This window comes from Nonomuraea sp. NPDC001831, from assembly GCF_042892035.1.
In the GTDB taxonomy this organism is placed as follows: Bacteria; Actinomycetota; Actinomycetes; order Streptosporangiales; family Streptosporangiaceae; genus Nonomuraea.
On the sequence record NZ_JBIATU010000006.1, the window covers coordinates 133901 to 157299 of the forward strand.

Genomic DNA, 23399 nt, shown 5'->3' on the forward strand with positions numbered 1-23399 from the left:
CGTCCACCATCGGAAGGGACACCGGGTCGTGCTCAGCCGTCGTTTCGCCTTTCTCGACCATCCGGGGCCGCTGGCCTTCGCCCACCGCGGCGGCGCGCTGGAGGGCGCCGAGAACTCCCTGGCGGCCTTCGAACGCGCGGTCGCGCTCGGCTACGACTACCTGGAGACCGACGCGCACGCCACCGCCGACGGCGTGCTGCTCGCCTTCCACGACCACACCCTCGACCGGGTGACCGACCGGCGGGGCCGCATCTCCGAGCTGCCCTACCGGGAGGTCCGGCAGGCCCGCATCGCCGGCGTGCACGAGATCCCGCTGCTGGAGGACCTGCTCGGCACCTGGCCGCAGGTGCGCTTCAACATCGACGTCAAGGAGGCGGCGGCCATCGCGCCGCTGGCCGAGGCGATCCGCCGCACCGACGCCTACGACCGCGTCTGCCTGACCTCCTTCTCCGACGAGCGCCTGGTCATGGCCAGGGCCGCCATGGGCCGCGAGGTGTGCTCGGCGCTCGGCCCGCGCGGGGTGGCCGCGCTGCGGGCCGCCGCCGCCACCTCCGGCTACGGCCGGCTGCTGGCCCGCCTGTCGCGCGCCGGGATCCCGTGCGCGCAGGTGCCGGTGGGCTTCCGCGGCCTGCGCGTCACCACCCGGCGCCTGGTCCGCACGGCCCACGCCATCGGCATGCAGGTGCACGTGTGGACGATCAACGACACCGTCCGCATGGAGCACCTGCTCGACCTCGGCGTCGACGGGATCATGACCGACAACGTCACCGGCCTGCGCGAGGTGCTCGAACGGCGCGGCCTGTGGCACCCGCGCGGCCTGGCGGCCTGACCCGCCCGGCGGTGACCTTCCTCTCCTGAGGTGATCACTGTAAGGTCATGGGCACGACACGTGGACGTGACCCACGACCTGCGAAGATGGGCACTTCGTCAGGCATGACCCCACCCCGTGGCCGGGCCGCGCGAGGCCCCCCCGGCCGCCCGGCCGCAGAGGAGCGACACGACACCATGGCCTCCACCGCACCCCCCGCGGCCCTCGACGACTCCCCCGCGGCACGCCGCCGCGAGCAGCGCGGCTGGTACTTCTACGACTGGGCCAACTCGGCCTTCTACACCACGATCATCTCGGTCTTCCTGGGCCCGTACCTGATCCCGGTCGCCAGGACCGCGGCCTGCGCGAAGGACTTCCCCGGCCTCGCGCCCGAGACGTGCGCCTCCCAGTTCGACGCGCTGGTCCTGCGCCACCCCGGCCTGGGGTACGTCGACGTGCTCGGCGCCGACATCAGGCCCGCGGCCTTCTTCGGGCTGACGCTGACCGTTGCGGTGTTCCTGCAGATCGTGTTCCTGCCCATCGTGGGCGCGCTGGCCGACCACACCGGCCGCAAGCGGGAGCTGCTCGGCGGCTTCGCCTACGTCGGCGCGCTGGCCACCATGGGCCTGTACTTCGTCGAGGGCGACCGGTACCTGCTGGGCGGCGTGCTGTTCGTGGTGGCCAACCTGGCCTACGGCTCCTCCGTGGTGGTCTACGACTCCTTCCTGCCGCAGATCTCCACCCCCGAGGAGCGCGACGGGGTCTCCTCGCGCGGCTGGGCGATCGGCTACCTCGGCGGCGGGCTGCTGCTCCTGCTCAACCTGGCGCTGTTCCTGCAGCACGACAGCCTCGGGCTGAGCGAGGGCATGGCGGTGCGCATCAGCATGATGTCGGCCGGCCTGTGGTGGGCGACGTTCACGGTCATCCCGCTGCTGCGGCTGCGCAACCGTCCCGTGGCGGCGCACGAGACCACGGCGCTGCGCTCGGTGCGCGGCAGCTTCCGCCAGCTCGGCCGGACGCTGGCCGAGCTGCGGCGCTACCCGCTGACGCTGCTGTTCCTGGTGGCCTACCTGGTCTACAACGACGGCGTGCAGACGGTCATCGGCAACAGCGCGGCCTTCGCCTCCGAGGCCCTCAAGCTGGACAAGACCGTACAGATCACGGCGATCCTGATGGTGCAGTTCGTGGCGTTCTTCGGGGCGCTGCTGCTGGGGTGGCTGGCGCGCAGTTTCGGCACCAAGCGCACGGTGCTGGCCAGCCTGGTGGTGTGGACCGGGATCGTGGTGGTGGCGATGTTCGTCGGCGAGGGGCAGGCGCTGCAGTTCTACCTGATGGCCTTCGCCATCGCCATCGTGCTGGGCGGCACGCAGGCGTTGTCGCGGTCGTTGTTCTCGCAGGTGATCCCGAAGGGGCGGGAGGCGGAGTACTTCAGCCTGCTGCAGATCAGCGACAAGGGCTCGGCGTTCATCGGATCGCTGACCGTGACGATCGCGCTGCAGGTCACCAACAGCTACCGGATCGCCATCGTGTCCATGATCATATTCTTCGTGGCGGGCTTCGTGCTGCTCGCCCTGACGAACCTGCCCAAGGCCATCAGGGCGGCCGGCAACGAGGTCCCCGCGGGGATCTGAGGCCCGTCAGGGGCCGTACCGGCGCGAGAGCCAGTACGAGGCGCCCACCAGCGCTCCGGTGCCCAGGATGGCCAGCAGCACCAGCGGGCCGGCGTGCCCGCCGCCGGTCAGGGCGCCGCTCTCCAGCCGGATCTCAGCCCGCTCCGGAGCCTGCGCCGGGCGGGTGACGGGCTCGGCCGGCCGGGAGTCGCGGGCCTCCAGGCCGGGGATGGCCTCGACGTCGTCGTCCCGGCGCGGGGCGTGGGCCGGTCTCCTGGCCGGTTCGCGCCGCCCGGACCGGGGGGCCGCGCGGTCGTCGTCATCGTCGTCGTCGTCGTGGACGGCCACGACGAGCGCCGGAGGCGGCCCGGCCGCCGCGTGGGCCGGAAGCAGCGTCCCTCCCCCGACGAGGACGAACGCGAGCGCGGCGGCCGCCGCGGAGCAGCGTGGCACGAGATCCATCTACGCCTCCTGATCGACGTCGCGGTTCCCTCAGCCTGCGGGGCCGCCGTGGGGCGGCCGTGAGCGGGCCATGAGAGTCCTCTCACGAAGGGTCGCGCGTCAAACACGTGGCGTCACAGATCGGCGGCGAGCACCATGGTGCCCGGCCCCCGGGCGGCTCCGGGGCCGGGCATCGGCAGCACGGTCTCGGCCGTGGCCTCGCCGCCACAGTGGGGACAGGTGACGACGGGCGTGAACTCCCGCCCGCAGGAGTGGACGAGCAGCGCGGGCGGCCCGCCGGGCGGGGTGGACCACCGGTCGCCCCAGGCCATGAGCGTCAGCAGGGCGGGCACGACGTCACGCCCCGCTTCGGTCAGCAGGTATTCGTGACGCACCGGACGCTCCTGGTAGGGCCGTTTCTCCACGACCCCCGTGGCGACGAGATGGTCGAGCCGGCGGGCCAGCAGGTTGCGCGAGATGCCGAGGTCCGCGGCGAGGTCGTCGAACCTGCGCAGGCCGAGGAACAGGTCGCGCAGGATCAGCGGCGTCCAGGGCTCGCCGATGACGCCGACGGCCTGGGCGATGGAGCAGTGCATCTCACCGAACCTGTTCATGCACCCATGATAGTCGGTTGATATTGTGAACCCATGACAGTTCACATTCAGGACTCACCCGCCGGCGCGTACCGCCGGGCCGGCGAGGCGCACGACGTCCAGGCGCTCAAGGCCACCCTCGCCGACGGCGTGGTGTTCCACTCGCCGCTGAGCTACCGGGCCAGGTTCGAGGGCCTGACGCAGGTGGGAGCGCTGTTCGAAGCCGTCTTCGACGTGCTGTCGGACCTGCGCTACCGCAGCGACATCGGCGACGGCCGCACCCGCATGCTGACGGCGACCGCCCGGGTGGGCCGCCAGCCGCTGAACGAGGTGGCCCAGCTCGAACTGGACGACGACGGCCTGGTCCGGGAGATCACCATGTGGATCAGGCCACTGCCGGGCTTGACCGCGCTGATGGCCGCCCTGGGTCCCCGCATCGCCAGGGACAAGGGCAGGCCGGGCCTTCCGCTGCTGGTGGGGGCGGCCTCCGCGCCGCTGGCCGCGATGACCAGGTTCGGCGACCGGACCCTGGTGCCGCTGCTGGCCTGACACCCGAATGCGGCCATCGCCCCAAAGAGAGAGCAGTGCTCTTGACACAGAACCCCTGTCACGAGAGCATTGCTCTCACAACAGAGCGATGCCCTCAACCAGGAGTTGTCCATGACCTCCCCCCGCCTCACCTCCGCCGCCTTCGCCCTCGGCGGCGTGCTGCTGTTCGTCTACCCGCTGGTGCGGCCGTCCGGTGACGACGCCGTCGCCATGGCCTCGACCGCGTGGGTCACCGGCCATCTGGCCGCGATGCTCGGGTTCGTGCTGCTCGGGCTGGGCACGCTCGGGCTGCACCAGGTGCTCGGCGACCGTCTGTCGCTGCGCGCGGCCGCGGTGACCTGGGCCGGCGCCGGCCTGACACTCCCCTACTACGGGGCCGAGGACTTCGGCCTGCACGTGATCGCGCAACGTTCCCTGCGCGACGGCACGCCCGCGCTGATGGAACTGGCCGAGCGGTTCCGTTTCGACCCGCTGGCGATCACCCTGTTCGCCGCCGGGCTGGCGCTGCTGGGCGTCGGCACGGTGATGGCGGCCGTGGCGGTGTGGCGTTCGGGGATGCTGCCCAAGGGTGCCGGGACGGCGCTCGCGCTGGGTCTGGCGCTGTTCATCCCGCAGTTCTTCGGCCCGTACCCGGTGCGGATCGCGCACGGGGCGCTCATCATGATCGGCGCGTTGTGGCTGGCGGCGAGCCTGCTCAGAGCCCCGCGGACGACCGCCGCGGCCTGAGGAAGGAGCGCCGGTGGGAGCGGGCTCGAATACCCGAGGCCCCAAGCGCGATTGGATCACCCCGCGGGTGGGAATCCCATCACGGTACCAAGCGTTAGACACCGTGGGAGACAGACCCCCCACGTATGGGGGCCCTGTAGGAGGCATTTAGACATGGGCGAGCGCGCGCTTCGTGGCACCCGGCTCGGGGCAACCAGCTACGAGAACGACCGTAACACGGATCTGGCCCCACGCCAGGAGGTGTCCTACACCTGTCCTAAGGGCCATCGCTTCGAGGTTCCGCTTGCCGCCGAGGCCGAGATCCCCGCGACCTGGGAGTGCCGCATGTGCGGCGCGACCGCGGTGCGGGTCGACGGTGAGCAGCCGGAGTCGAAGAAGACCAAGCCCCCACGGACTCATTGGGACATGCTGCTGGAGCGGCGGTCCATCGAGGATCTGGAAGAGGTGCTCAACGAGAGGCTCGCGGTCTTGCGCGCCCAGCGCCGCAAGAGCGCCTGACCACTTCTCACGGTGAAAACCCCCGGGCGACGCCCGGGGGTTTTGCTGTGCCCGGCCCCCGCTACCAGCGCTGACGCGCCTCCTCGGCCCAGCCGGTGAGGCCGTCGAGGTCCACCCACGCGCCGTCGTCGTCCTGGACGCGGCCGGAGAAGTGGCCGAAGCACTGGTGGGTCTCGCTGGCCACCACGCCCAGCTGGGTACGGGCCACCTTCTCGTGGAACGGCCGGAACTCCACCTCGACCCGCGGGCCGGTGATCCGCCAGGGGCGCAGCCAGTCTCCGCGGTCGTAGGCCCACTCCAGCTCGTCGCCGATCTTGTGCAGCCGGCCGCCGGTGAACAGGGCGTTCTCGGTGACGCCGGTGCCGTCGGTCCACTTGCCGCCGAGCTGGACGGACCGGCCTGGCCCGCTGCCGGCCGCCCAGTTCCAGGTGACCGCGTACGGCCACTTTCCCCGGCCGTGGTCGAGCACCGCGAAGGAGTCCGCGGGGTCGATCGCGAACTCGTCCGGGCCCAGGCGCAGGCGTCCGCGCGCCGGGCGGCCGACGTCCTTGACCGTGTACTGGAACCGGTTCGGCCCCCAGGGGACGACGACGCCGAGCGACTCGTGGCCCTGCGGCAGCGGCACCTCCAGGTCGATCCGCACGCCGGGGGCGGCGGCGCGGATGACGGTGGCGGCCGGGTCCTGCCGGATGTCGATCGTCAGCCCGCCGCCGCGCACGGACACCGTGCCGGCGCCGCTGCGGTCGGGGAAGACGGCGCCGCGGGCCAGCGGCACGACGACGTCCTTGGCGAACTCCGCGCCGGTGGCCCGGTCGAGCACGTAGACGCCGTGCACCCCGGCGTAGTCCAGCGAGGAGGCCACCAGGCCGATGATGTGGGAGGGGGTGACGACGCCCCAGTACTCCCAGCGCTTGCGCCGTCCCCAGCCGCGCAGGTTGGCCCAGTGCAGCGGCGTGCGGGTCCAGCCGACCGCGGCCGGGTTCAGCCGCCCGCCGGGCAGGCACAGGTCGGCGGGGGCGGTGAGCTCCCGTTCATGGGTGGTCATGGAAGGCGAGCCTCCTCGTGACGGAGCGGATGAGGTCGGCGGGCAGCTTCAGCTCGGCCCGGTCGTAGGTGAGCAGGCCGTTCAGCTCGTCCTCGACGTCGGAGAGCTGGGTGTAGACGGTGGCGCTCAGGCCCTTGCGGATGGCCGGGACGATCTGCTCCTCGTGCAGCCGGACGAACGCCGCGCCCAGCTCGTCGGCGGTGCGGTAACGGCGGTAGCCGAACTCCTTCTCGCCCCAGGTGTGGCCCTCGACGGCCAGGCTGTAGCCACCGTACTCCGTCAGGGCCAGGACGCGGCCGTCCGGGCGGGGCGGCCGGAAACGGCGGAAGTAGACGTGCAGGCTGTGCAGGTCGCCCGCGCGCTGGTCGTGCCAGCCGCTGGCGTGGTCGATCGTGCGGGTGGGGTCCAGCCGGGCCAGCTCGCCGGCGATCCGCGCGGCGTCGAACTGGCCCCAGCCCTCGTTGAACGGCACCCAGACCGCCAGCGCGACCACGTTGCGCAGGTGCTCGACGGTCTCGCGCAGCTCGGCCTCGAACGCGGCCCGCCCGGCGGCGTCGGCTCGTCCGAAGCGGCGGTGGCGGCGGTCGTCAAGGCGCAGCGGCAGCAGCGCGGGGGTGGTGACGACCAGCGGCCGGTAGGTCTGGCCGCCGTTGACCAGGTCCTGCCAGACGAGCATGCCGAGCCGGTCGCAGTGGTGGTACCAGCGCAGCGGCTCGATCTTGATGTGCTTGCGCAGCATCGTGAAGCCGAGCTGTTTCATCATGACGATGTCGTCGACCATGGCCTCGTCGGAGGGCGGCGTGTAGAGGCCGTCGGGCCAGTAGCCCTGGTCGAGGATCCCGGCGTGGAAGTACGGCCGGCCGTTCAGCAGCAGCCGGGGCACACCGTCGGCGTCCGGGCCGACGGAGAAGGAGCGCATGCCGACGTAGCCGCGGACGCGGTCCTCGCCGAGCGAGACGGTCACGTCGTACAGGAAGGGGTCCTCGGGGGTCCACGGGCGCGCGCCGGGCAGCGGGACGCGCACCGGCCGCCCGGCGGGGACGGTGGCCCGGCCCGCCACCCGTCCGCCGGCGAGGATCTCGACCTCGGCCTCGCCGCCCGCGGCGTGCACGGTCACCTCGACGCACTCCTCGGCGAGCACGGGGGTCAGCGTGAGCCGTTCCACGTGCAGGCCGGGCACGCGCTCGGCCCAGACGGTCTGCCAGATGCCCGACTGGGCGGTGTACCAGATGCCGCCGCGGCGCAGCCGCTGCTTGCCGCGTGACTGGCAGCCGGTGTCGCTGTCGTCCTGGACGGCCACGTCGAGGGTGTTGACGCCCTCGGTCAGCGCGTCGGTGACGTCGAAGGAGAACGGCAGGTAGCCGCCGCTGTGGCCGCCGACCTCGACGTCGTTGACCCACACCCGGCAGGTCTGGTCGACGGCGCCGAAATGCAGGATCACCCGCCCGCCCGCGGGCCCGGCGGGCGGCCGGAAGGTGCGGCGGTACCACAGCGTCTCCCCCGGCAGCAGCTGCCGGCCGACCCCGGACAGCGGCGCCTCCGGCGAGTACGGCACGAGGATGTCGCCGTCGTAGGCCCCGGGCCGCGAGCCGTCGTTGATCGCGTACTGCCAGCGGCCGTTGAGGTTGACGTAGCTGTCGCGGACGAGCTGGGGCCGGGGGTACTCCGGCAGCGGGATCGGGTCGCCGGTCACGACAGCCACACCGCCGTGTCGGCAGGCAGGACGCCGCCGTCCAGGGGGCCGCTGGCCAGCAGGACGTCGTGGTGCGGGGGCAGCGGCACCGCGTCCGGGCCGAAGTTGACCATGAGGGTGAAGCCGGGCTCGCGGGTGAGGGCCAGCACGCCGGGCGGGGCGTCGAGCCAGGTCAGGTCGCCGTCGCCGAGCGCGGGATGCTCCCGGCGCAGGGCGATGGCGGCGCGGTGGAGGTTGAGGGTGGAGCCGGGGTCGTCCCGCTGGGCGGCGACGGTGAGGTGCGCCCAGTCGGCCGGCTGGGGCAGCCAGGTGCCGCCCGGACCGAACCCGTACGGCGCGGACGTGCCCGACCAGGGCAGCGGCACGCGGCAGCCGTCCCTGCCGATGAAGGCGCGGCCGGTGCGCTCGAACATCGGGTCCTGCCGCGCCTGCGCCGGCATGTCGAGGTATTCGGGCAGGCCGAGCTCGTCGCCCTGGTAGAGGTAGGCGGCGCCGGGCAGGGCGAGCAGCAGCAGCGTCGCGGCGCGGGCCCGCCTGCGGCCGAGCTCGTGGTCGACGGCGACCCTGCCGAGCAGCACGTCGGCGGTGGGGGCGCGGACGAGGTCCTGGTCGATGCCGAACCTGGTCGCCATCCGCGGCACGTCGTGGTTGCCCAGCACCCAGGGGATCGACCCGCCCGTCTCGCGGGCCAGCCGGTGCGACTCCTCGATCACCGCGCGGAACTCCGCGGCCGACCACGGCAGGGGCATCAGGCGGAAGTTGAACAGCTGGGCCAGGCCGTCGCCGGTGAGGTAGGGCCGGGCCTGGGCGGGGTCGGCGAACCAGATCTCGGCCACCGTGCCGCGCGGCCCGGGGTAGGCGGCCAGGATCTTGCGCCAGGACCGGTACAGCTCCAGCAGCTCGGGCTGGTGCTCGTACGGCACCGCGGACCGTCCGGGCGCCAGCGGCGCGCCCTGGCTGCCGGGGACGACGTCGGGCAGGCCGTCCTCCTTGAACAGCATGGCGGCCACGTCGATGCGGAACCCGGACACGCCGCGGTCCAGCCAGAACCGCAGCACGTCCTCGAACATGGCGGTGACACCGGGGTGCCGCCAGTTCCAGTCGGGCTGGGCGGAGTCGAACAGGTGCAGGTACCACTGGCCGTCGGGGGTCTGGGTCCAGGCCGGGCCGCCGAACATGGACTGCCAGTTGTTGGGCTCGTCGCGGAAGAGGAACCACTCGCGCTCGGGGCTGCCGGGGCCGGCCGCCAGCGCCTGCCGGAAGCGCGGGTGGGCGGCCGAGCAGTGGTTGGGCACGATGTCGACGATGACCTTGATGTCGCGGGCGGCGGCCGCGGCCACGTAGGCGTCGAAGTCGGCCAGCGTGCCGTAGCGGGGGTCCACGTCGGTGTAGTGAGCGACGTCGTAACCGCCGTCGGCCAGCGGCGAGGGGTAGAACGGGCTCAGCCAGACGGCGTCCACGCCCAGGTCGGCCAGGTGGTCCAGGCGGGCCAGCGCGCCGGGCAGGTCGCCCTGGCCGTCGCCGTCGGCGTCGGCGAAGCTGCGGGGGTAGATCTGGTAGACGACGGCGTCACGCCACCAGGCGTCGCCGTCGAAGACTGCCGGACCGTCGGGCACTGCTTTATCGGACACTGCTTTATCGGACACTGTTTCATCGGACACTGCGGATTCTCCAGATGAGGCAGGCGCCGAGCGCGGCGAAGGCCGCCGCGACGGCGTACATGAGCGGGTAGCCGCCCGCGGAGGTGACCAGGGGCGCGGCGATGACCGGCCCGAACGTGCTGGAGGCGGAGTTGGCCAGGCTGACGATCCCCAGGTCCTTGCCGCGGTCGGCGTCGGCGGGCAGGAGCTGGGTGACCATGGCCTGGTCCACGGCGGCGAACATGCCGTAGCCGGCGCCGAGCAGGACGCTGGCGGCGATCGCGGCGGGCCAGCTGGTCAGGAAGGTCAGCACGAGCCCGGAGGCGGCCATCGTGAGCCCGCCGACGAAGACGGCCGTGCGGCGGTTGCCGAACCGGTCCGACAACCAGCCCGCGACCAGGGTGGGCGCGACGCTGCTCAGCGTGAAGACCGCGACCAGCACCACGACGCCCTGCTCGACGGTGGAGCCGGGGAAGAGCGCCTCGTAGCCGACGCCGTCGCGCAGGTAGTACTGCAGGTAGCCGATCGCCATGGCCAGGGTGAGGGTGATCAGGAAGCGGCTCAGCCAGGCCCAGGCGAAGTCGGGGTGCCTGCGCGGGCTCACCTTGAAGCTGCGCAGCAGCGAGCGCGGCCCGAACGGCGGCAGGTCGGCCGGCGCGCTCGCGGGTTCCTTGGTGAACAGGCTGAACGGCAGCACCAGCAGCAGCACCAGGACGGCCATCGCCAGGAACCCGGCCTGCGAGCCGGTCGCCACGACGGTGACCACGACGCCGCCCAGCAGCGGCCCGGCGAGCTGGCCCACGCCCGCCAGTGCCGAGGCCTTGCCCCGCTGGCTGATCGGCACCTGGTCGGGCACGGTGGCGATGGCGGTGGCCAGGGCGGCGGTGAAGGCGAGCTGGGCGACCGCCCAGCCGACGACCAGCCCGGCCAGGGAGTCCTGGCGGGACAGGAAGACCAGCGACGCGGCGCAGACCAGCGCGCCGCCCGCGATCCAGGGGCGGCGCCGGCCCATCCGGGCGCGGGTGCGGTCGGAAAGAGCTCCGAACAGCGGGTTGGCCACGATCGTGCAGACGGCGGCGACGGCGAACACCACCGCCAGCGACGCCTCCTTGTGCTGCGGGTCGATGCGTGCCACGTGGGAGGGGAGCAGGATCTGGTTCCCGACGGTCATCGCCATGATGACCCCCATCTGGGCCAGCGCCAGCAGGGACATCCAGCCCGCGGACACCCGTCTGTCAGGCGCGAGGCGCGTTTGGGCCATGCAGGTCCTCCCTGGGGGGAACGGGGGAACGGGGAACGTGAGAGGATGTCACGTTAGAACATGACAGGTCGTTATGTTAAGACTTGTTCGTGGAGAACCCCGGCATCCGGCGGCGACCGGTCCAGCGACGCAGCATCGACAGGGTCGAACGCATCCTCGACGCCTGCGCCCGGCTGCTGGACGAGGTCGGCCTGGACGCCCTGACGATCTCCGACGTCGCCAGGAGCGCCGGTGTGCCCTCCGGCACGATCTACCAGTTCTTCGACGGCAAGCCGGGCATGCTGCGCGAGCTGGCGCTGCGCAACCTGGAGGTGCTGCTGGCCCGGCTGCGGGCCAGGGTCGCCGAGGAGCCGCCGCTGACCTGGCCGCGGGCGGCGGAGCTGGTGCTGGCCGAGACGGTGGAGATGCGCAGGAGCGTGCCGGGCTTCACCGTGGTCGACTTCGCCGACACCCGGCCGGGCGGCCCGTCGTTCCTGCCCGCCGGGCGGGTGCGGGAGAGCGGGGACGTGCTGGCCGAGCGGCTCTACCACTTCGCACTGGAGGAGGCGGGGCTGCCGGCGCTGCCGGATCCGTACCGGGTGATGCGGCTGGCGATCCAGTCCACGGCGGCGGTGTTGCACCTGACGTTCTCCGCGACGCCGCAGGGCGATCCGGCCATGATCGAGCAAGGACGCAGGCTGCTGCGGGCCTACTTCGTGGACGTGGCCTCAGAAACATTCCGGTAACAAGGATTGACCGTACAAAACCGGACGAACTAGCGTCTTCCACATTCTATAGAAAGCAGAATGCAGGAGGCGGTGCATGGACGCGACGGCACGCGCGGCGATCGTCACCGACGTCGCGGGAGCGGTGGAGGTGCGCGAGTACGGCCTGCCGCAGCCCGGTCCGGGAGAGTTCGTCCTGGAGGTCGAGCTGTGCGGCATGTGCGGCACGGACGCCCACATCTACCGGGGCCGGCTGGCCAGCGTGCGGTTCCCCGCGCTGCTCGGGCACGAGATCGTCGGCCGGCTGGCCGCGCTCGGCGACGGCGTCGCGACCGACCACGCGGGCCGGCCGGTGGCCGTCGGCGACCGGGTCGGCGTCTTCCCGTCGCTGAGCTGCGGCCGGTGCTTCGAGTGCCAGGTGCGCCGCAGGCCGGGCAGCTGCCCGGACCGGCGGCCGTCCTACGGGTTCGCCTCCCCCGCCGACCGGCCGCCGTACCTGACCGGCGGCTTCGCCACCCACCTGTACGCCTCGAACGCGGGCACGGTGTTCTACCGGACCGAGCTGCCCGCCGAGGTCGCCGTGCTGCAGGAGCCGCTGTCGGTGGCCCTGCACGGCGTGGAACGTTCCGCGATCCGGATCGGCTCCACCGTCGTGGTCCAGGGGGTCGGCGCGATCGGCCTGATGGCCGTGGTCGCCGCCCGCGCCGCCGGGGCGGCCAGGGTGGTCGCCGTCGGCGCGCCGGACGCCCGCCTGGAACTGGCCGCGCTGCTCGGCGCGGACACCGTCGTCGGCCTCGGCGAAGGACCCGCCGGGCGCCGCCGGGCGGTGTTCGACGCGCTGGGACGCGCGGGCGCCGACGCCGTCATCGGCACCGCGGGCTCGCCCGAGGCGTTCACCGAGGCGCTCGGCCTGGTCGCCGACGGCGGCGTGCTGGCCGAGCTGGGCAACTTCACCGACCGCGGCGCCGTCCCCTTCAATCCCCACAGCGACCTGCTCAAGCGGGACCTCACCATCGCCGGCGTCTACGGCGCCGGCCCCGACATGCAGCGCCGCTACCACCAGGCGCTGACGATCCTGGAACGCGGCGGCAGCCCCTTCGAGCGCGTGGTCAGCCACCGCGTGCCGCTCGGCCGGGTCCGCGAGGCGCTCGAGGCCCTGGGCTCGGGCCACCCGCTGGACGGCCGGGACGTCGTCAAGCTCGCCGTCGACCCCTCCGCCTGAAATCCCCCATTCCCCTCCGGGAGGACACCCGTGTTGACCAACACCCGGCTCGTCACGGCCGCGGCCGTGCTCGCGCTCAGCGTCGCCGCCTGCGGCTCGTCGTCGCAGGAGGTCCCGGCCGACGGCGGCGGCCTCGGCACGGCGCAGGCCCCGGTGTCGATCCGCGTGATCGCCAACGACGCCTTCGCCAAGCAGTGGCAGGACAAGCTCGTGCCGGAGTTCGCCAAGAAGCACCCGAACATCAAGGTCACCGTCGACGGCATCCCCTACAACGACCAGCTGCCCAAGACGATGCTGGAGCTGACCGGCACCACCGCCACCTACGACGTGGTGCTCGCCGACGACCCCTGGCTGCCGCAGCTGGCCAAGACCGGCGCCCTGTACGACCTCAAGGGCCCCGAGCTGGCCAAGTGGAACGACCCCGGCTACGACTGGGCCGACTTCAACCCCTCGCCGCTGGCCGCCGGGGAGTGGGAGGGCAAGCAGTACGCCGTGCCCGTGCGCTCCAACCTGCTGCTGATGTTCTACAACAAGTCGCTGTACAAGAAGGCCGGCGTGGCCGAGCCGACCGCCGAGACCACCTGGGAGCAGTACTTCAAGGACGCCCCCAAACTCGTCCAGGACACCGACGGCGACGGCAAAACCGACTCCTGGGCCGTGGGCACGTACTTCACCAAGGACCCGCTCACCCCCACCGTGTGGCAGACCGTGCTCAACTCCGACGGCGGCAAGATCCTGGACGGCACGAAGGTCGCCTTCGGCGGCCCCGCGGGCGTCAAGGCCCTGCAGACGCAGGTGGACCTGCTCAAGTACGCGCCGCCCGGGGCCAGCACGTACCAGTTCAACGAGCCGCTGGAGGCTTTCCGGCAGGGCAAGACGGCGACCATGTTCATGTGGGGCAGCGTCTACAAGGGCACCGCCGTGGACAAGGAGACCACCACCCTGACCCCCGAGCAGGTGGGCCTCACCACCCTGCCCGCCGGATCGACCGCGCCGGGCGCCCACCGCGGGATCTGGACGGCGGGCATCTCCAAGAAGTCCACGCACCCGGCCGCCGCCTGGACCTGGCTGCAGTGGGTGACCTCCAAGGAGGGCGAGCAGTTCACCGGCAAGGCGTTCGGCACCTTCCCCGCCCGCAACTCCAGCCTCGACGGCACGCCGCCGGCCGAGTGGGCCGTCCCGGTCTACAAGGCGCTCAAGGACGGCTACGAGGTCGTCTCCAAGGGTGAGATGTGGCGGCCCAGGCTGCCCGAGTCCGACGCCGTGCAGCAGATCCTGGCGCTGCAGACCAGCCGGGCCATGTCCGGGCAGGCCACCGCGCAGCAGGCGATCGACCAGGCCGCCAAGGAGATCGGCGACCTGCTGACGTCCAAGGGCTACAACCAGTGAGGCGTGCCCGACTGGGAGAGCCGGGCACGGCCTGGCTCTTCCTGGCCCCCGCCCTGCTGCTGCTGGCGGGCATGCTGCTCTACCCGATCCTCTACACGGCCTGGGTGAGCGTGTCCGACTTCGACCTGGCCTCCTTCCAGCCGTCCGGGTGGGTCGGCTGGCGGCACTACGAGGCCGTGCTGCGCGATCCGGGCTTCCTGGACTCGCTCCGGGTCACCGGCGTCTACCTGGTGATCGCGCTGCCGCTGCAGATGGTGCTCGGGTTCGCCATCGCGTTCCTGCTCAACGTCGCCTGGCGGGGGCGGGGCGTGCTGCGCGCCCTGTTCCTCATCCCGATGGTGGTGGCCCCGGTGGTCGCCGGCGGCGTGTGGCGGATGTTGCTCGACCCGCTGTGGGGCGTGGTCAACTACGCCCTCGGCCTGGTCGGCGTCGGGCCCGTCGAGTGGATCGGCGACCCGGCGCTGGCCATGGTCAGCCTGATCGTCATCGACACCTGGCGCTGGACGCCGTTCGTGGTGCTCATCGCCTCGGCCGGGATCATGGCGCTGCCCGGCGACGTGTACGAGGCCGCCCGCTCCGACGGCGCCGGCCGCTGGGCGATCCTGCGGCGCATCACGCTGCCGCTGCTCGTGCCGGTGATGGCCGCCGCGTTCGTGGTGCGCTGGCTGGGCGCGGTCAAGATGTTCGACATCGCGCTGGCCGCGACCAGGGGCGGGCCGGGCAACTCGACCAACGTCATCAACCTCTACATCTACGAGAAGGGGTTCCGGAGCCTGGAGTTCGGCTCGGCCTCCTCGATGGCGACGATCGTCCTGGTCCTGACGATGCTGATCACCTTTGTCCTGTTCCGCGTGACCCGGCGTCTGGAGAACCGATGGTGAGACGGTACGCGGCCGTCACGGGGGCCGTCCTGGTGACGCTGGCCTTCCTGTTCCCCGTGCTCTACATGGTCTCGATCTCGTTCAAGCTGCCCAGGGACATCTTCACGGTGCCGCCGCGCTGGCTGAGCGAGTTCACCCTCGACAACTACGTCAGCTACTTCCAGCAGGCGCGCATCCTGCCCCGCATGGTCAACACGGTCATCGTGGCGGCCGGCGCCTCGGCCATCTCCATGGTCGCCGGCTCGATGGCCGGGTACGCGCTGTCGCGGCTGCGGATGCGCGGCGCGGGCGTGGTGGGCGGGCTGATCCTGGCCTCGCGCGCGGTGCCGCCGATCGCGCTGGTGGTGCCGCTGTTCCTGGTGGCCAGGAAGCTCGGGCTGACCGACCAGTACATCACCGTGATCCTGGCGTACGTGACCTTCCTGGTGCCGTACGTGGTGTGGCTGATGCGGGCCTTCTTCCGCGGGCTGCCCAAGGAGCTGGAGGAGGCGGCGATGATCGACGGCTGCTCGCGGTTCGGGGCGTTCTTCCGGATCATCGTGCCGACGAGCCTGACCGGCCTGGTCTCGACGTTGATCTTCTGCATCATCCTGGCCTGGGAGGAACTGCTGTTCGCGCTGATCCTCACCAACGACCGGGCGGTCACCATCCCCGTCGCCATCGCCGGGATCGCGGCCGACACCGAGAAGGGCGGGATGTGGGGGCCGCTGGCCGCGGTCGGCGTGCTGACCGTGCTGCCCGTGGTGGTCTTCGCGCTGCTGGTGCAGAAGTACCTGATCAAGGGTCTCGCGGACGGCGCGACCAAGGGGTGAGGAGCCGATGAGGATCACAGACGTCCGCGCGCGGGTCATCGAGCTGCCCTATCCCCGGCCGTTCGTGCCGTCGTGGGCCCCGGAGGGCGCGCACCGGGCGATGTCGGCGGTCATCGTCGAGGTCGAGACCGACGAGGGCATCGTCGGGGTGTCCGGCGGCGACATGGGCCACGGCACCGGGCCGATGCTGCTGGAGGCGATCCGCGGCTGGATCCGCCCGCAGCTCGTCGGCCTGGACGCCTTCGACACCACGCACGTCGCCAACCGGCTGCGGTACGTGGCCGAGTACGTCTTCCCCCGGCCGTGGGTCGTCGGCGTCGCCGTGTGGGACGCCGTCGGCAAGGCCTGCGGGCAGCCGCTGTACAAGCTCTGGGGCGGGCACTCGGGAGCTGTCCGCGCGTACGCGAGCTTCGGCGAGCTCCGCGACCCGGCCCAGCGGGCCGAGGACGCCCTGGCCGCCGTCGAACGAGGTTTCCAGGGGATCAAACTGCGCGTGCACGCAGCCACCGTCGCCGAGGACGTGCGGCAGGTCGCCGCCGTGCGGGAGGCGGTCGGCCCCGACGTGGCGATCATGGTGGACGCCAACCAGGCGGCCGCCCGCTGGCGCTACGCCCCCGACGGCACCCGCCTGATCTGGGACTTCGAGCGCGCCCTGACCACCGCCAGGGAGCTGGCCGGGCTGGGCGTGGCGTGGCTGGAGGAGCCGCTGCCCCGGCACGACTACCGCGCCCTGTGCGAGCTGACCGCGGCCTCGCCGATCCCGATCGCGGGCTGCGAGCACAACCGGGGCATCGGCCAGCTCGTGCGCATGCTGGAGGATGGTTGCTTCGACATCTTTCAGCCCGACGCGAACGAGAGCGAGGAGATCGGCGCGCTGCGCGACTTCGGCGCCATGGCCGCCGCCCGGCAGCGCAAGGTCATCCCGCACGCCTGGGCCACCGGGCTCGGCGTGGCGGGCAACCTGCAACTTTGCGCCTCGCTGCCGAACTGCGACTGGCTGGAGTACCCCTACGATCCGCCGGTGATCGTCCCGGAGGTGTTCCACGCCATGCTGACCGAACCGCTGCTGCCCGACTCCCGCGGTCTCGTCGCCGTTCCGACGGGGCCCGGAATCGGTGTAGAGCTGGACCACGCGGCGATCGAGCCGCTCACCGTCCAGCGGGTCTGAAGGGCTCCTCAACCATGGCCGAATCGCGTTCCCCCTTCCGCACCAAGGCGGATCTTGCGGCGGAGCACATCAAACATCTGATCATGAGTGGCGAGGCGCCTCCCGGCACGAAGATCACCACGAGGGTGGTGGCCGAGGCCGTGGGCATCAGCGAGACGCCCGTGCGCGAGGCGATCAAGCAGCTCTGCTCCGAGGACTGGCTGGTCGAGCGCCCGCACGTCGGCGCCGTGGTCGCCGAGCTCACGGTGGCCAACGTGCGCGAGCTCTACAGCGTCCGGGCCGCGCTCACCGCGCTGGCGCTGGAGCTGGGCGGCGTGCCGCTGGAGGGCGCGCGGCTGGCCGAGGTCGACGCCGTGCTCGCCGAGTGCGAGACCGCCGTCGCCCGCGAGGACGTCGCCGCCTTCGCCCGCCTCAACCGGCGCTTCCACTCCCTGCTGTGCGACACCGAGCACAGCAAGCTCACCCACCGCATGCTGCAGAGCCTGTGGGCCCGCACGGAGACCGCCCAGCGCGGCTTCCGCCTGGTGCCCTGGCGGCTGCCCAAGTCGCACGCCGAGCACATCGCCATCAGGAACGCCCTGGTCGAGGGCGACATCCCGCTGGCGGGCAGGCTGCAGCACGCGCACGAGATGGCCGCCATGAAGGCCCTCATCGAAGGAATCCAGGAGACACATGGCTGACACCCGCAGGGCTCTCATCGGAGCCGCATGGCAGGAGGCCGACCAGACCTTCACCGTCCGCTCCCCCGCCACCGGCGAGCCGCTGGCGCAGGTCGCCGACTGCGGCCCCGAGCTGGCCACGCAGGCGATCGACGCGGCCGCGGCGGCGCTGCCCGGCTGGCGGGCCATGCCCGCGCACGAGCGCGCCGGCCTCATGCGGGCCGCCGCCGGCGAGCTGACCGCGCGGGCGGACCGGATCGCCGCGATCATGACGGCCGAGCAGGGCAAGCCGCTCGCCGAGGCGACCGGCGAGGTGCTCTCGGGCGCCGACCACCTGCTGTGGGCCGCCGAGGAGACCCGCCGCCTGTACGGCGAGACCGTGCCCGGCGCGCACGAGGGCAACCGCATCTGGCTGCTGCCCGAGCCGGTCGGCGTGGTCGCGGGCATCACCCCGTGGAACTTCCCGGTCTCGATGATCACCCGCAAGCTCGGCCCGGCGCTGGCCGCCGGCTGCACGGTCGTGCTGAAGCCGGCCGAGCAGACCCCGCTGTCGGCGATCGCGGTGGCCGAGGCGTTCGTCGCGGCCGGGCTGCCGCCGGGCGTGTTCAACCTGGTCACCACGTCCCGCCCGGCCGCGTTCGGGCAGGCGGTGATGACCGACCCGCGAGTGCGCAAGGTGTCCTTCACCGGCTCCACCGAGGTCGGCCGCGAGCTGATCAGGCAGAGCGCCCACGACGTCAAGCGGCTCAGCGTCGAGCTGGGCGGGCACGCGCCCGTGCTGGTCTTCCCCGACGCCGACCCGGTCGCCGCCGCCCGCGCGGTGGCCCGCAGCAAGTTCCTCAACGCCGGGCAGGCCTGCACCTCGCCCAACCGCCTCTTCGTCCACTCCTCGCTGGCCGCCGCCTTCACCGACGAGCTGGTGCGCCAGGCGCGGGCGGCCGAGCTGGGCCCGCTCATCGACGAGGCGGCCGTGGCCAAGGTGAGCAGGCACGTCGAGGACGCCGTCGCGAAGGGCGCGGCCGTCCTGACCGGCGGGCGGCGTCCGGAGGGGGCGGGCACGTACTACCCGGCGACCGTGCTGGGCGGGGTGAGCGAGGACATGCTGGTCTGCCGCGAGGAGACGTTCGGGCCGGTCGCGCCGGTGCTGGAGTTCGACGACTGCGACACGGTCGTCGAACGCGCCAACGCCACCCCGTACGGCCTGACCGCCTACGTGTGGACCAACGACCTGACCAGGACCCTGCGGGTGGCCGAGGAGCTGCAGTTCGGCATGGTCACCGTGAACGGCGGCCCGCTGGCGCCGCCGCAGGCGCCGTTCGGCGGGGTCAAGAGCAGCGGCTACGGGCGCGAGGGCGGCCACCACGGGGTGGCCGACTACCTGGAGTACAAGTACCTCAGCGTGGGGCTGGGACGATGACGGAGAGCACGACGGAGAGCACGATGAAGACGAGCCCGCGCGCGGTCGCAGAGCGCGAGATCACCCGCCGGGTCGACCTGTGCCTGCCCGACGGCCGGCTCAACCCGGGCGCGGTCGGCTGGAGCCGCACCCCGCTGCACCGCGCCAACATCCGCGGCTGGGGCCGCACCATGCGCTGGGACTACTGGTGCGTCACCAGCCCCGGCCACGTGTTCGCCTTCAGCGCCAGCAGCCTCGACTACCTGGCCGGCGAGTCGGCGTTCTTCCTCGACCGGCGCACCGGCGAGCAGGTCTCCAGCCGGGGCCTGCTCGTCCCGGCCAGGGGCGTGTCCTTCTCCGAGCGCGGCGGCGAGGGCAGCGTGCGCATCGGCGCCGGCCCGGTCCGCATCAGCGTCGACGAGACCGCCGACGGCACCCGGCTGCGGCTGAAGTCCGCCGAGATCACCGCCGACGTGCTGGTGCGCCGGGTGCCGGGCCGCGAGAGCCTGTCGGTCGTGGTGCCCTGGAGCCCCCGCCGCTTCCAGTACACGGTCAAGGACGTCGGCCGGCCCGCCGAGGGCACCGTGCGCGTGGGCGGGCTGACCTACGAGTTCGACCCCGCCGACGCCCTGGCCACCCTCGACCTCGGGCGCGGGCGCTGGCCCGGCGACATCCGCTGGAACTGGGGGGCGGCCGCCGGACGGCCCGGCGGCCGCGACGTCGCCCTGCAGATCGGCGGCAAGTGGACCGACGGCACCGGCAGCGTGGAGAACGGCCTGATCCTCGACGGCCGGCTGCACAAGATCAGCGAGGAGCTGGTCTGGCGGTACGACACCACCGACTGGCGCGCGCCCTGGCGCATCGAGGGCGAGCGCGTGGACCTGGAGTTCGTCCCCGAGCACGTGCGCGAGGCCGACGTGCGGCGCGCGTTCTACATGCGCAGCCAGGAGGCCCAGGCGTTCGGGCACTACCGCGGCACGGTCGTCGCCGACGACGGCGAGAGCGTCACGGTCGACGGCCTGTACGGCTGGGCCGAGGAGGTCTACCGGCGCTGGTAGCGCCCTCAGGCGTCGCGGTCGTGGCGGATGACCTCGTGGCGGATGACATCGCCGTGGATGACCTCGCCGTGGATGACCTCGCCGTGCACGACCTTGCCGCCCTGCGGGGCCCGGTCCACGCCGGGCGCCGGCGGGAACACGTTCGCGTACGGCGAGGCCGCCGCCATCCGCTTGATCCGCCGGTCGAAGAACGACGACGCCAGCCGCCGCATCAGCGGCCGGGTGAAGGGCAGCACGAAGACGAAGCCGACGAGGTCGGTGAAGAAGCCCGGGATCGTCAGCAGGGCGCCGCCGGCCAGCACCAGGCCGCCGTCGGCCAGCTCACGGTCGGGCACCCGGCCCTCCGACAGGGCCGCCTGCAGACGCCGCCAGACCCGGCGGCCCTCGCGGCGCACCAGCCAGGCGCCCAGCAGGCTGCCCGCGATCAGCAGGCCGACGGTCGGCCATCCGCCGATCATCGATCCGACCTGGATCAGCAGCCAGACCTCCAGCACCGGGACGCCCAGCAGGGCCAGCAACAGCAGCAGCCGCATCGTTTCCTCGATTCCGCGCACACGTACATCAGGAACAACGTCCGGCGGGCCGCGCGCGTTCCTGGACGCGGATCCTCACGCGCCCGTCAGCCGCGGGTGCGGCGCAGGCGGCGGGGCAGGCCGGTGACGCCCCACATGCCGATGCGCCACAACGCCTCGGACATGACCTTGCCGTTCATCTTGCTCTTGCCGACCGTGCGCTCGACGAACGTGATCGGCACCTCCACCACCCGCAGCCCGTGCCTGGACGTGCGGAGCGTGAGGTCGACCTGGAAGCAGTAGCCCTGCGACTCGACCCCGGCCAGGCCCACCTTCTCCAGCGTGGCGGCCCGGTAGGCGCGGAAACCGGCGGTGGCGTCGCGCACCGGCAGGCCGAGCATCACCCGGGTGTAGATGTTGGCGCCCTTGGACAGCAGCTCGCGCCGGTGGGGCCAGTTGACCACCTTGCCGCCGGGCACGTAGCGGGAGCCGATCGCCAGGTCGGCGCCGTCGGCCAGCGCCTGCAGCAGCTTGGGCAGCTCCTCGGGCTGGTGGGAGCCGTCGGCGTCCATCTCGACCAGCACGTCGTAGCCCTCGCCCAGGCCCCAGCGGAACCCGGCGATGTAGGCCGCGCCGAGCCCCTGCTTGCCCGGCCGGTGCAGCACGTGGACGTGCTCGTCGGCCTCGGCCAGGGCGTCGGCGGCCGCGCCGGTGCCGTCGGGGCTGTTGTCGTCGGCCACCAGCACGTGGGCGTCCGGCACGGCGGCGCGCACCCGCTCGACGATCGCGGGCAGGTTGTCGCGCTCGTTGTAGGTCGGGACGACGACGAGCACCCGGCCGACAGTCTCCATCATGAGCCGTTCCCCATTCGGTCGCCTCGCCTGCCGCGCCGTGCGGCGACTCCGACAGCCACCGCTCCCATCAACATCAATGCCCATTCAGGAAGGTCGCCCACCTTTGTGGCGATCGTTTCCTGGGTGCGTACGGGCACCTTGACCACGTTCATGTCAGGGACAAGTTCACGGGTCTGCCAGGAGACTTTACCGTCAGGCGTGACATATGCGGAGATCCCGGTCGTGGCGGCCGTGACGACGGCCCTGTTGTGCTCGACGGCCCGCAGCTTGGACATCGCGAGCTGCTGCGGCGGCAGGTTGGACAGCGCGTAGCTGGCGTTGTTGGTCTGCACCACCAGCGGGGTGCCGCCGGCGCGCACGGTGCCGCGCACGGTGTCGTCGTAGGCCACCTCGTAGCAGTTGACCGCGCCGATGGTGACCGGGCCGAGCTTCAGGTCGCCCGGCCTGGTGCCCGCGACCGACTGCCGGCCGACCAGGTTGGCCCGCTCCCACAGGGCCAGCACGATCTCCTTGAACGGCGTGTACTCGCCGAACGGCACCAGGTGCTGCTTGTCGTAGTAGGCGCCGGGACCGCTCACCGGGTCCCACACCAGGCTGCGCGTGGCGCGGTGCTCGTCGCCGATGGCCACGACGGCGCCGACCAGGGTGGGGACGCCGACGTACTTGACCGACTCGTCGATGACCTGGCGGGCGAAGGCGCTGGTGTAGGGGTCGATGTCGGTGGAGTTCTCGGGCAGGACGACGATGTCGGGCTTCGGCAGGGCCCCGGCGCGCACGGCGTCGGCCAGCCGCTTGGTCTCCTCGGCGTGGTTGCGCAGGACGACGGCCGGCTCGTCGCCGAGCGGGTGCATGCCGCGCCCCGGGACGTTGCCCTGCACGATGCCGACGTTGATCGAGCGGCCCTCGTCGCCCGGCCTCGGCAGGACGAGCGTGAGCAGCGGCACGGCCAGCGCCACGGCCACCGGGACGGCCCTGCGCACGACGTGGTCCACGGCCCTGCCCACGGGGGCGGCGGGCCGCACCAGGACGGCGTGGGCCAGCAGGGCGCCGCACAGCGTGACGGCGAAGGACACCAGCGGCGCGCCGCCCAGCGCGGCGTAGGAGGTGAACAGCGACTCGCCCTGGCTGAAGGCCACCCGCGCCCACGGGAAGCCGCCGACGGGCACCAGGCTGCGGATCCACTCCATCATCACCCACAGCGCGCCGAACCACAGCGGCCACAGCCGCAGCCGGAACACCAGGGCCGCCAGGGCGGCCATGACGGCGTAGAACACGCTCTCGGTGGCCACCAGCATGACCCAGACGTCGTCGCCGATCGTGCGCACCCAGGCCAGGGTCGGGAACAGGAACACGGCGCCGCCCAGATAGCCCAGCCACGCGGCGCGCCGGGGACGGGCGCGGTAGAGGGCGGCGACGATCAGCCCGATGCCGATCGGCGCGCACAGCCACCAGTCGAGCGGCGGGAAGGCGGTGTAGAGCAGCAGCCCGCCGGCGACCATGGCGGCGACCCGCGCGGCCAGGACCCACCGGCGCTCGCCCTGGGCGCCGATGCCTTCGCCCGCGGAGGAGACGGTGTCCGCGGGGCCGTCGGCGGCCTCCGCCTCGGGAGCCGGTTCGCGCCCGGGGACGGGCGGAACGCTCGTCTTGTCCTGAACCACGCCGGGTCTCCTCGCAAAATCGCACGCCTGCTTGCGAAAACGCTACCGCCCCGGGGCCGCGCTCAGGCCGGCGGCGCACGCGAAGATCGGAAATGGGGATCGAGAACGGCCGCTCGCAGGCGGCCGGCTGGGTGATCCCGTTCGGGACGGGATCACCCGGCGCGATCCGCGATCCTGCGCACGAGAGCGGGAAGAGGGCCCGGAAACCCTTCGGACCGGACC

At 72.4% G+C, this 23399-nt stretch carries 23 protein-coding genes; 14 read left to right on the forward strand and 9 right to left on the reverse strand.

Annotation, left to right across the window (positions count from 1 at the left end):
- Window positions 1–28: 28 nt before the first annotated feature.
- The gene (locus ACFYYW_RS21250; RefSeq protein WP_387650786.1) at window positions 29–829 is read left to right on the forward strand and encodes a glycerophosphodiester phosphodiesterase family protein; all 801 of its coding nucleotides are present in this window, start codon (window positions 29–31) and stop codon (window positions 827–829) included.
- 176 nt (window positions 830–1005) lie between these two features.
- On the forward strand, window positions 1006–2439 hold the full coding sequence (locus ACFYYW_RS21255; RefSeq protein WP_387650788.1) for an MFS transporter: 1434 nt from the start codon (window positions 1006–1008) through the stop codon (window positions 2437–2439).
- 6 nt (window positions 2440–2445) lie between these two features.
- On the opposite strand, the gene ACFYYW_RS21260 is transcribed toward ACFYYW_RS21255, so the two are convergent.
- On the reverse strand, window positions 2446–2880 hold the full coding sequence (locus ACFYYW_RS21260; RefSeq protein WP_387650790.1) for a hypothetical protein: 435 nt from the start codon (window positions 2878–2880) through the stop codon (window positions 2446–2448).
- A gap of 113 nt (window positions 2881–2993) precedes the next feature.
- A complete protein-coding gene (locus ACFYYW_RS21265; RefSeq protein ID WP_387650791.1) occupies window positions 2994–3473 on the reverse strand; it encodes a winged helix-turn-helix transcriptional regulator in 480 nt (159 codons plus the stop codon).
- Between the two features lie 33 nt (window positions 3474–3506).
- On the opposite strand from ACFYYW_RS21265, the gene ACFYYW_RS21270 reads away from it, so the two are divergent.
- The 3 genes from ACFYYW_RS21270 to ACFYYW_RS21280 all read left to right on the forward strand — a co-directional run bounded on the left by ACFYYW_RS21270 (window position 3507) and on the right by ACFYYW_RS21280 (window position 5225).
- Window positions 3507–4001: a nuclear transport factor 2 family protein gene (locus tag ACFYYW_RS21270; RefSeq protein WP_352324947.1), complete on the forward strand. Its 495-nt coding sequence runs from the start codon at window positions 3507–3509 to the stop codon at window positions 3999–4001.
- A gap of 111 nt (window positions 4002–4112) precedes the next feature.
- Window positions 4113–4727: a hypothetical protein gene (locus tag ACFYYW_RS21275; protein ID WP_387650793.1), complete on the forward strand. Its 615-nt coding sequence runs from the start codon at window positions 4113–4115 to the stop codon at window positions 4725–4727.
- A gap of 153 nt (window positions 4728–4880) precedes the next feature.
- Window positions 4881–5225, forward strand: coding sequence for an RNA polymerase-binding protein RbpA (locus ACFYYW_RS21280; RefSeq protein ID WP_043625492.1), 345 nt, complete (start codon window positions 4881–4883; stop codon window positions 5223–5225).
- 61 nt (window positions 5226–5286) lie between these two features.
- On the opposite strand, the gene ACFYYW_RS21285 is transcribed toward ACFYYW_RS21280, so the two are convergent.
- The 4 genes from ACFYYW_RS21285 to ACFYYW_RS21300 are packed head-to-tail and all read right to left on the reverse strand — an operon-like array spanning window position 5287 to window position 10864.
- Window positions 5287–6270, reverse strand: coding sequence for a DUF2804 domain-containing protein (locus ACFYYW_RS21285; RefSeq protein WP_387650795.1), 984 nt, complete (start codon window positions 6268–6270; stop codon window positions 5287–5289).
- Window positions 6257–7963: a glycoside hydrolase family 2 protein gene (locus ACFYYW_RS21290; RefSeq protein WP_387650796.1), complete on the reverse strand. Its 1707-nt coding sequence runs from the start codon at window positions 7961–7963 to the stop codon at window positions 6257–6259. Before ACFYYW_RS21290 ends, ACFYYW_RS21285 begins: the two co-directional genes overlap by 14 nt.
- Window positions 7960–9594, reverse strand: a complete 1635-nt coding sequence (locus ACFYYW_RS21295; protein WP_387650797.1) for an alpha-amylase family glycosyl hydrolase — start codon at window positions 9592–9594, stop codon at window positions 7960–7962. The genes ACFYYW_RS21290 and ACFYYW_RS21295 overlap by 4 nt, the downstream gene beginning before the upstream one ends.
- A 19-nt stretch (window positions 9595–9613) precedes the next feature.
- Complete coding sequence (locus tag ACFYYW_RS21300) at window positions 9614–10864, reverse strand: MFS transporter (RefSeq protein WP_387650798.1); 1251 nt, start codon at window positions 10862–10864, stop codon at window positions 9614–9616.
- 89 nt (window positions 10865–10953) lie between these two features.
- Here ACFYYW_RS21300 and ACFYYW_RS21305 point away from each other — a divergent pair, with 89 nt between their 5' ends.
- The 9 genes from ACFYYW_RS21305 (at window position 10954) to ACFYYW_RS21345 (ending at window position 20153) form a co-directional block, all read left to right on the forward strand.
- Window positions 10954–11589 (forward strand): TetR/AcrR family transcriptional regulator, encoded by a 636-nt coding sequence (locus ACFYYW_RS21305; protein WP_358287560.1) that lies wholly within the window; start codon window positions 10954–10956, stop codon window positions 11587–11589.
- Window positions 11590–11665: 76 nt separating this feature from the next.
- Window positions 11666–12790, forward strand: a complete 1125-nt coding sequence (locus tag ACFYYW_RS21310; RefSeq protein ID WP_387650800.1) for a zinc-binding dehydrogenase — start codon at window positions 11666–11668, stop codon at window positions 12788–12790.
- A gap of 30 nt (window positions 12791–12820) precedes the next feature.
- The gene (locus tag ACFYYW_RS21315; RefSeq protein WP_387650802.1) at window positions 12821–14179 is read left to right on the forward strand and encodes an ABC transporter substrate-binding protein; all 1359 of its coding nucleotides are present in this window, start codon (window positions 12821–12823) and stop codon (window positions 14177–14179) included.
- On the forward strand, window positions 14176–15060 hold the full coding sequence (locus ACFYYW_RS21320; RefSeq protein WP_352324938.1) for a sugar ABC transporter permease: 885 nt from the start codon (window positions 14176–14178) through the stop codon (window positions 15058–15060). Before ACFYYW_RS21315 ends, ACFYYW_RS21320 begins: the two co-directional genes overlap by 4 nt.
- Window positions 15054–15872, forward strand: a complete 819-nt coding sequence (locus tag ACFYYW_RS21325) for a carbohydrate ABC transporter permease (protein WP_352324937.1) — start codon at window positions 15054–15056, stop codon at window positions 15870–15872. Before ACFYYW_RS21320 ends, ACFYYW_RS21325 begins: the two co-directional genes overlap by 7 nt.
- Before the next feature lie 7 nt (window positions 15873–15879).
- Window positions 15880–17040, forward strand: coding sequence for a mandelate racemase/muconate lactonizing enzyme family protein (locus ACFYYW_RS21330; protein WP_387650804.1), 1161 nt, complete (start codon window positions 15880–15882; stop codon window positions 17038–17040).
- A 14-nt stretch (window positions 17041–17054) separates the two neighbouring features.
- Complete coding sequence (locus ACFYYW_RS21335; protein WP_358286581.1) at window positions 17055–17720, forward strand: GntR family transcriptional regulator; 666 nt, start codon at window positions 17055–17057, stop codon at window positions 17718–17720.
- A complete protein-coding gene (locus ACFYYW_RS21340) occupies window positions 17713–19116 on the forward strand; it encodes an NAD-dependent succinate-semialdehyde dehydrogenase (protein WP_387650806.1) in 1404 nt (467 codons plus the stop codon). The genes ACFYYW_RS21335 and ACFYYW_RS21340 overlap by 8 nt, the downstream gene beginning before the upstream one ends.
- 23 nt (window positions 19117–19139) lie before the next feature.
- Window positions 19140–20153: a DUF2804 domain-containing protein gene (locus ACFYYW_RS21345; RefSeq protein WP_387650808.1), complete on the forward strand. Its 1014-nt coding sequence runs from the start codon at window positions 19140–19142 to the stop codon at window positions 20151–20153.
- Between the two features lie 5 nt (window positions 20154–20158).
- On the opposite strand, the gene ACFYYW_RS21350 is transcribed toward ACFYYW_RS21345, so the two are convergent.
- The 3 genes from ACFYYW_RS21350 to lnt form a co-directional block, all read right to left on the reverse strand.
- The gene (locus ACFYYW_RS21350) at window positions 20159–20686 is read right to left on the reverse strand and encodes an FxsA family protein (RefSeq protein WP_387650809.1); all 528 of its coding nucleotides are present in this window, start codon (window positions 20684–20686) and stop codon (window positions 20159–20161) included.
- Window positions 20687–20772: 86 nt separating this feature from the next.
- Window positions 20773–21519: a polyprenol monophosphomannose synthase gene (locus ACFYYW_RS21355; RefSeq protein ID WP_352324930.1), complete on the reverse strand. Its 747-nt coding sequence runs from the start codon at window positions 21517–21519 to the stop codon at window positions 20773–20775.
- The gene (gene lnt, locus ACFYYW_RS21360; protein WP_387650811.1) at window positions 21516–23177 is read right to left on the reverse strand and encodes an apolipoprotein N-acyltransferase; all 1662 of its coding nucleotides are present in this window, start codon (window positions 23175–23177) and stop codon (window positions 21516–21518) included. The genes ACFYYW_RS21355 and lnt overlap by 4 nt, the downstream gene beginning before the upstream one ends.
- Between the last annotated feature and the right edge of the window lie 222 nt (window positions 23178–23399).

Bases quoted from the DNA above. Each gene is read 5' to 3' on its own strand.
- ACFYYW_RS21255 (WP_387650788.1), top strand. From the start codon at position 1,006: ATGGCCTCCACCGCACCCCCCGCGGCCCTCGACGACTCCCCCGCGGCA.
- ACFYYW_RS21300 (WP_387650798.1), bottom strand. From the start codon at position 10,864: ATGGCCCAAACGCGCCTCGCGCCTGACAGACGGGTGTCCGCGGGCTGG.
- ACFYYW_RS21335 (WP_358286581.1), top strand. From the start codon at position 17,055: ATGGCCGAATCGCGTTCCCCCTTCCGCACCAAGGCGGATCTTGCGGCG.
- ACFYYW_RS21275 (WP_387650793.1), top strand. From the start codon at position 4,113: ATGACCTCCCCCCGCCTCACCTCCGCCGCCTTCGCCCTCGGCGGCGTG.
- ACFYYW_RS21340 (WP_387650806.1), top strand. From the start codon at position 17,713: ATGGCTGACACCCGCAGGGCTCTCATCGGAGCCGCATGGCAGGAGGCC.
- ACFYYW_RS21280 (WP_043625492.1), top strand. From the start codon at position 4,881: ATGGGCGAGCGCGCGCTTCGTGGCACCCGGCTCGGGGCAACCAGCTAC.
- ACFYYW_RS21265 (WP_387650791.1), bottom strand. From the start codon at position 3,473: ATGAACAGGTTCGGTGAGATGCACTGCTCCATCGCCCAGGCCGTCGGC.
- ACFYYW_RS21285 (WP_387650795.1), bottom strand. From the start codon at position 6,270: ATGACCACCCATGAACGGGAGCTCACCGCCCCCGCCGACCTGTGCCTG.
- ACFYYW_RS21270 (WP_352324947.1), top strand. From the start codon at position 3,507: ATGACAGTTCACATTCAGGACTCACCCGCCGGCGCGTACCGCCGGGCC.
- ACFYYW_RS21325 (WP_352324937.1), top strand. From the start codon at position 15,054: ATGGTGAGACGGTACGCGGCCGTCACGGGGGCCGTCCTGGTGACGCTG.
- ACFYYW_RS21355 (WP_352324930.1), bottom strand. From the start codon at position 21,519: ATGATGGAGACTGTCGGCCGGGTGCTCGTCGTCGTCCCGACCTACAAC.
- ACFYYW_RS21345 (WP_387650808.1), top strand. From the start codon at position 19,140: ATGAAGACGAGCCCGCGCGCGGTCGCAGAGCGCGAGATCACCCGCCGG.
- ACFYYW_RS21330 (WP_387650804.1), top strand. From the start codon at position 15,880: ATGAGGATCACAGACGTCCGCGCGCGGGTCATCGAGCTGCCCTATCCC.
- ACFYYW_RS21260 (WP_387650790.1), bottom strand. From the start codon at position 2,880: ATGGATCTCGTGCCACGCTGCTCCGCGGCGGCCGCCGCGCTCGCGTTC.
- ACFYYW_RS21350 (WP_387650809.1), bottom strand. From the start codon at position 20,686: ATGCGGCTGCTGCTGTTGCTGGCCCTGCTGGGCGTCCCGGTGCTGGAG.
- ACFYYW_RS21310 (WP_387650800.1), top strand. From the start codon at position 11,666: ATGGACGCGACGGCACGCGCGGCGATCGTCACCGACGTCGCGGGAGCG.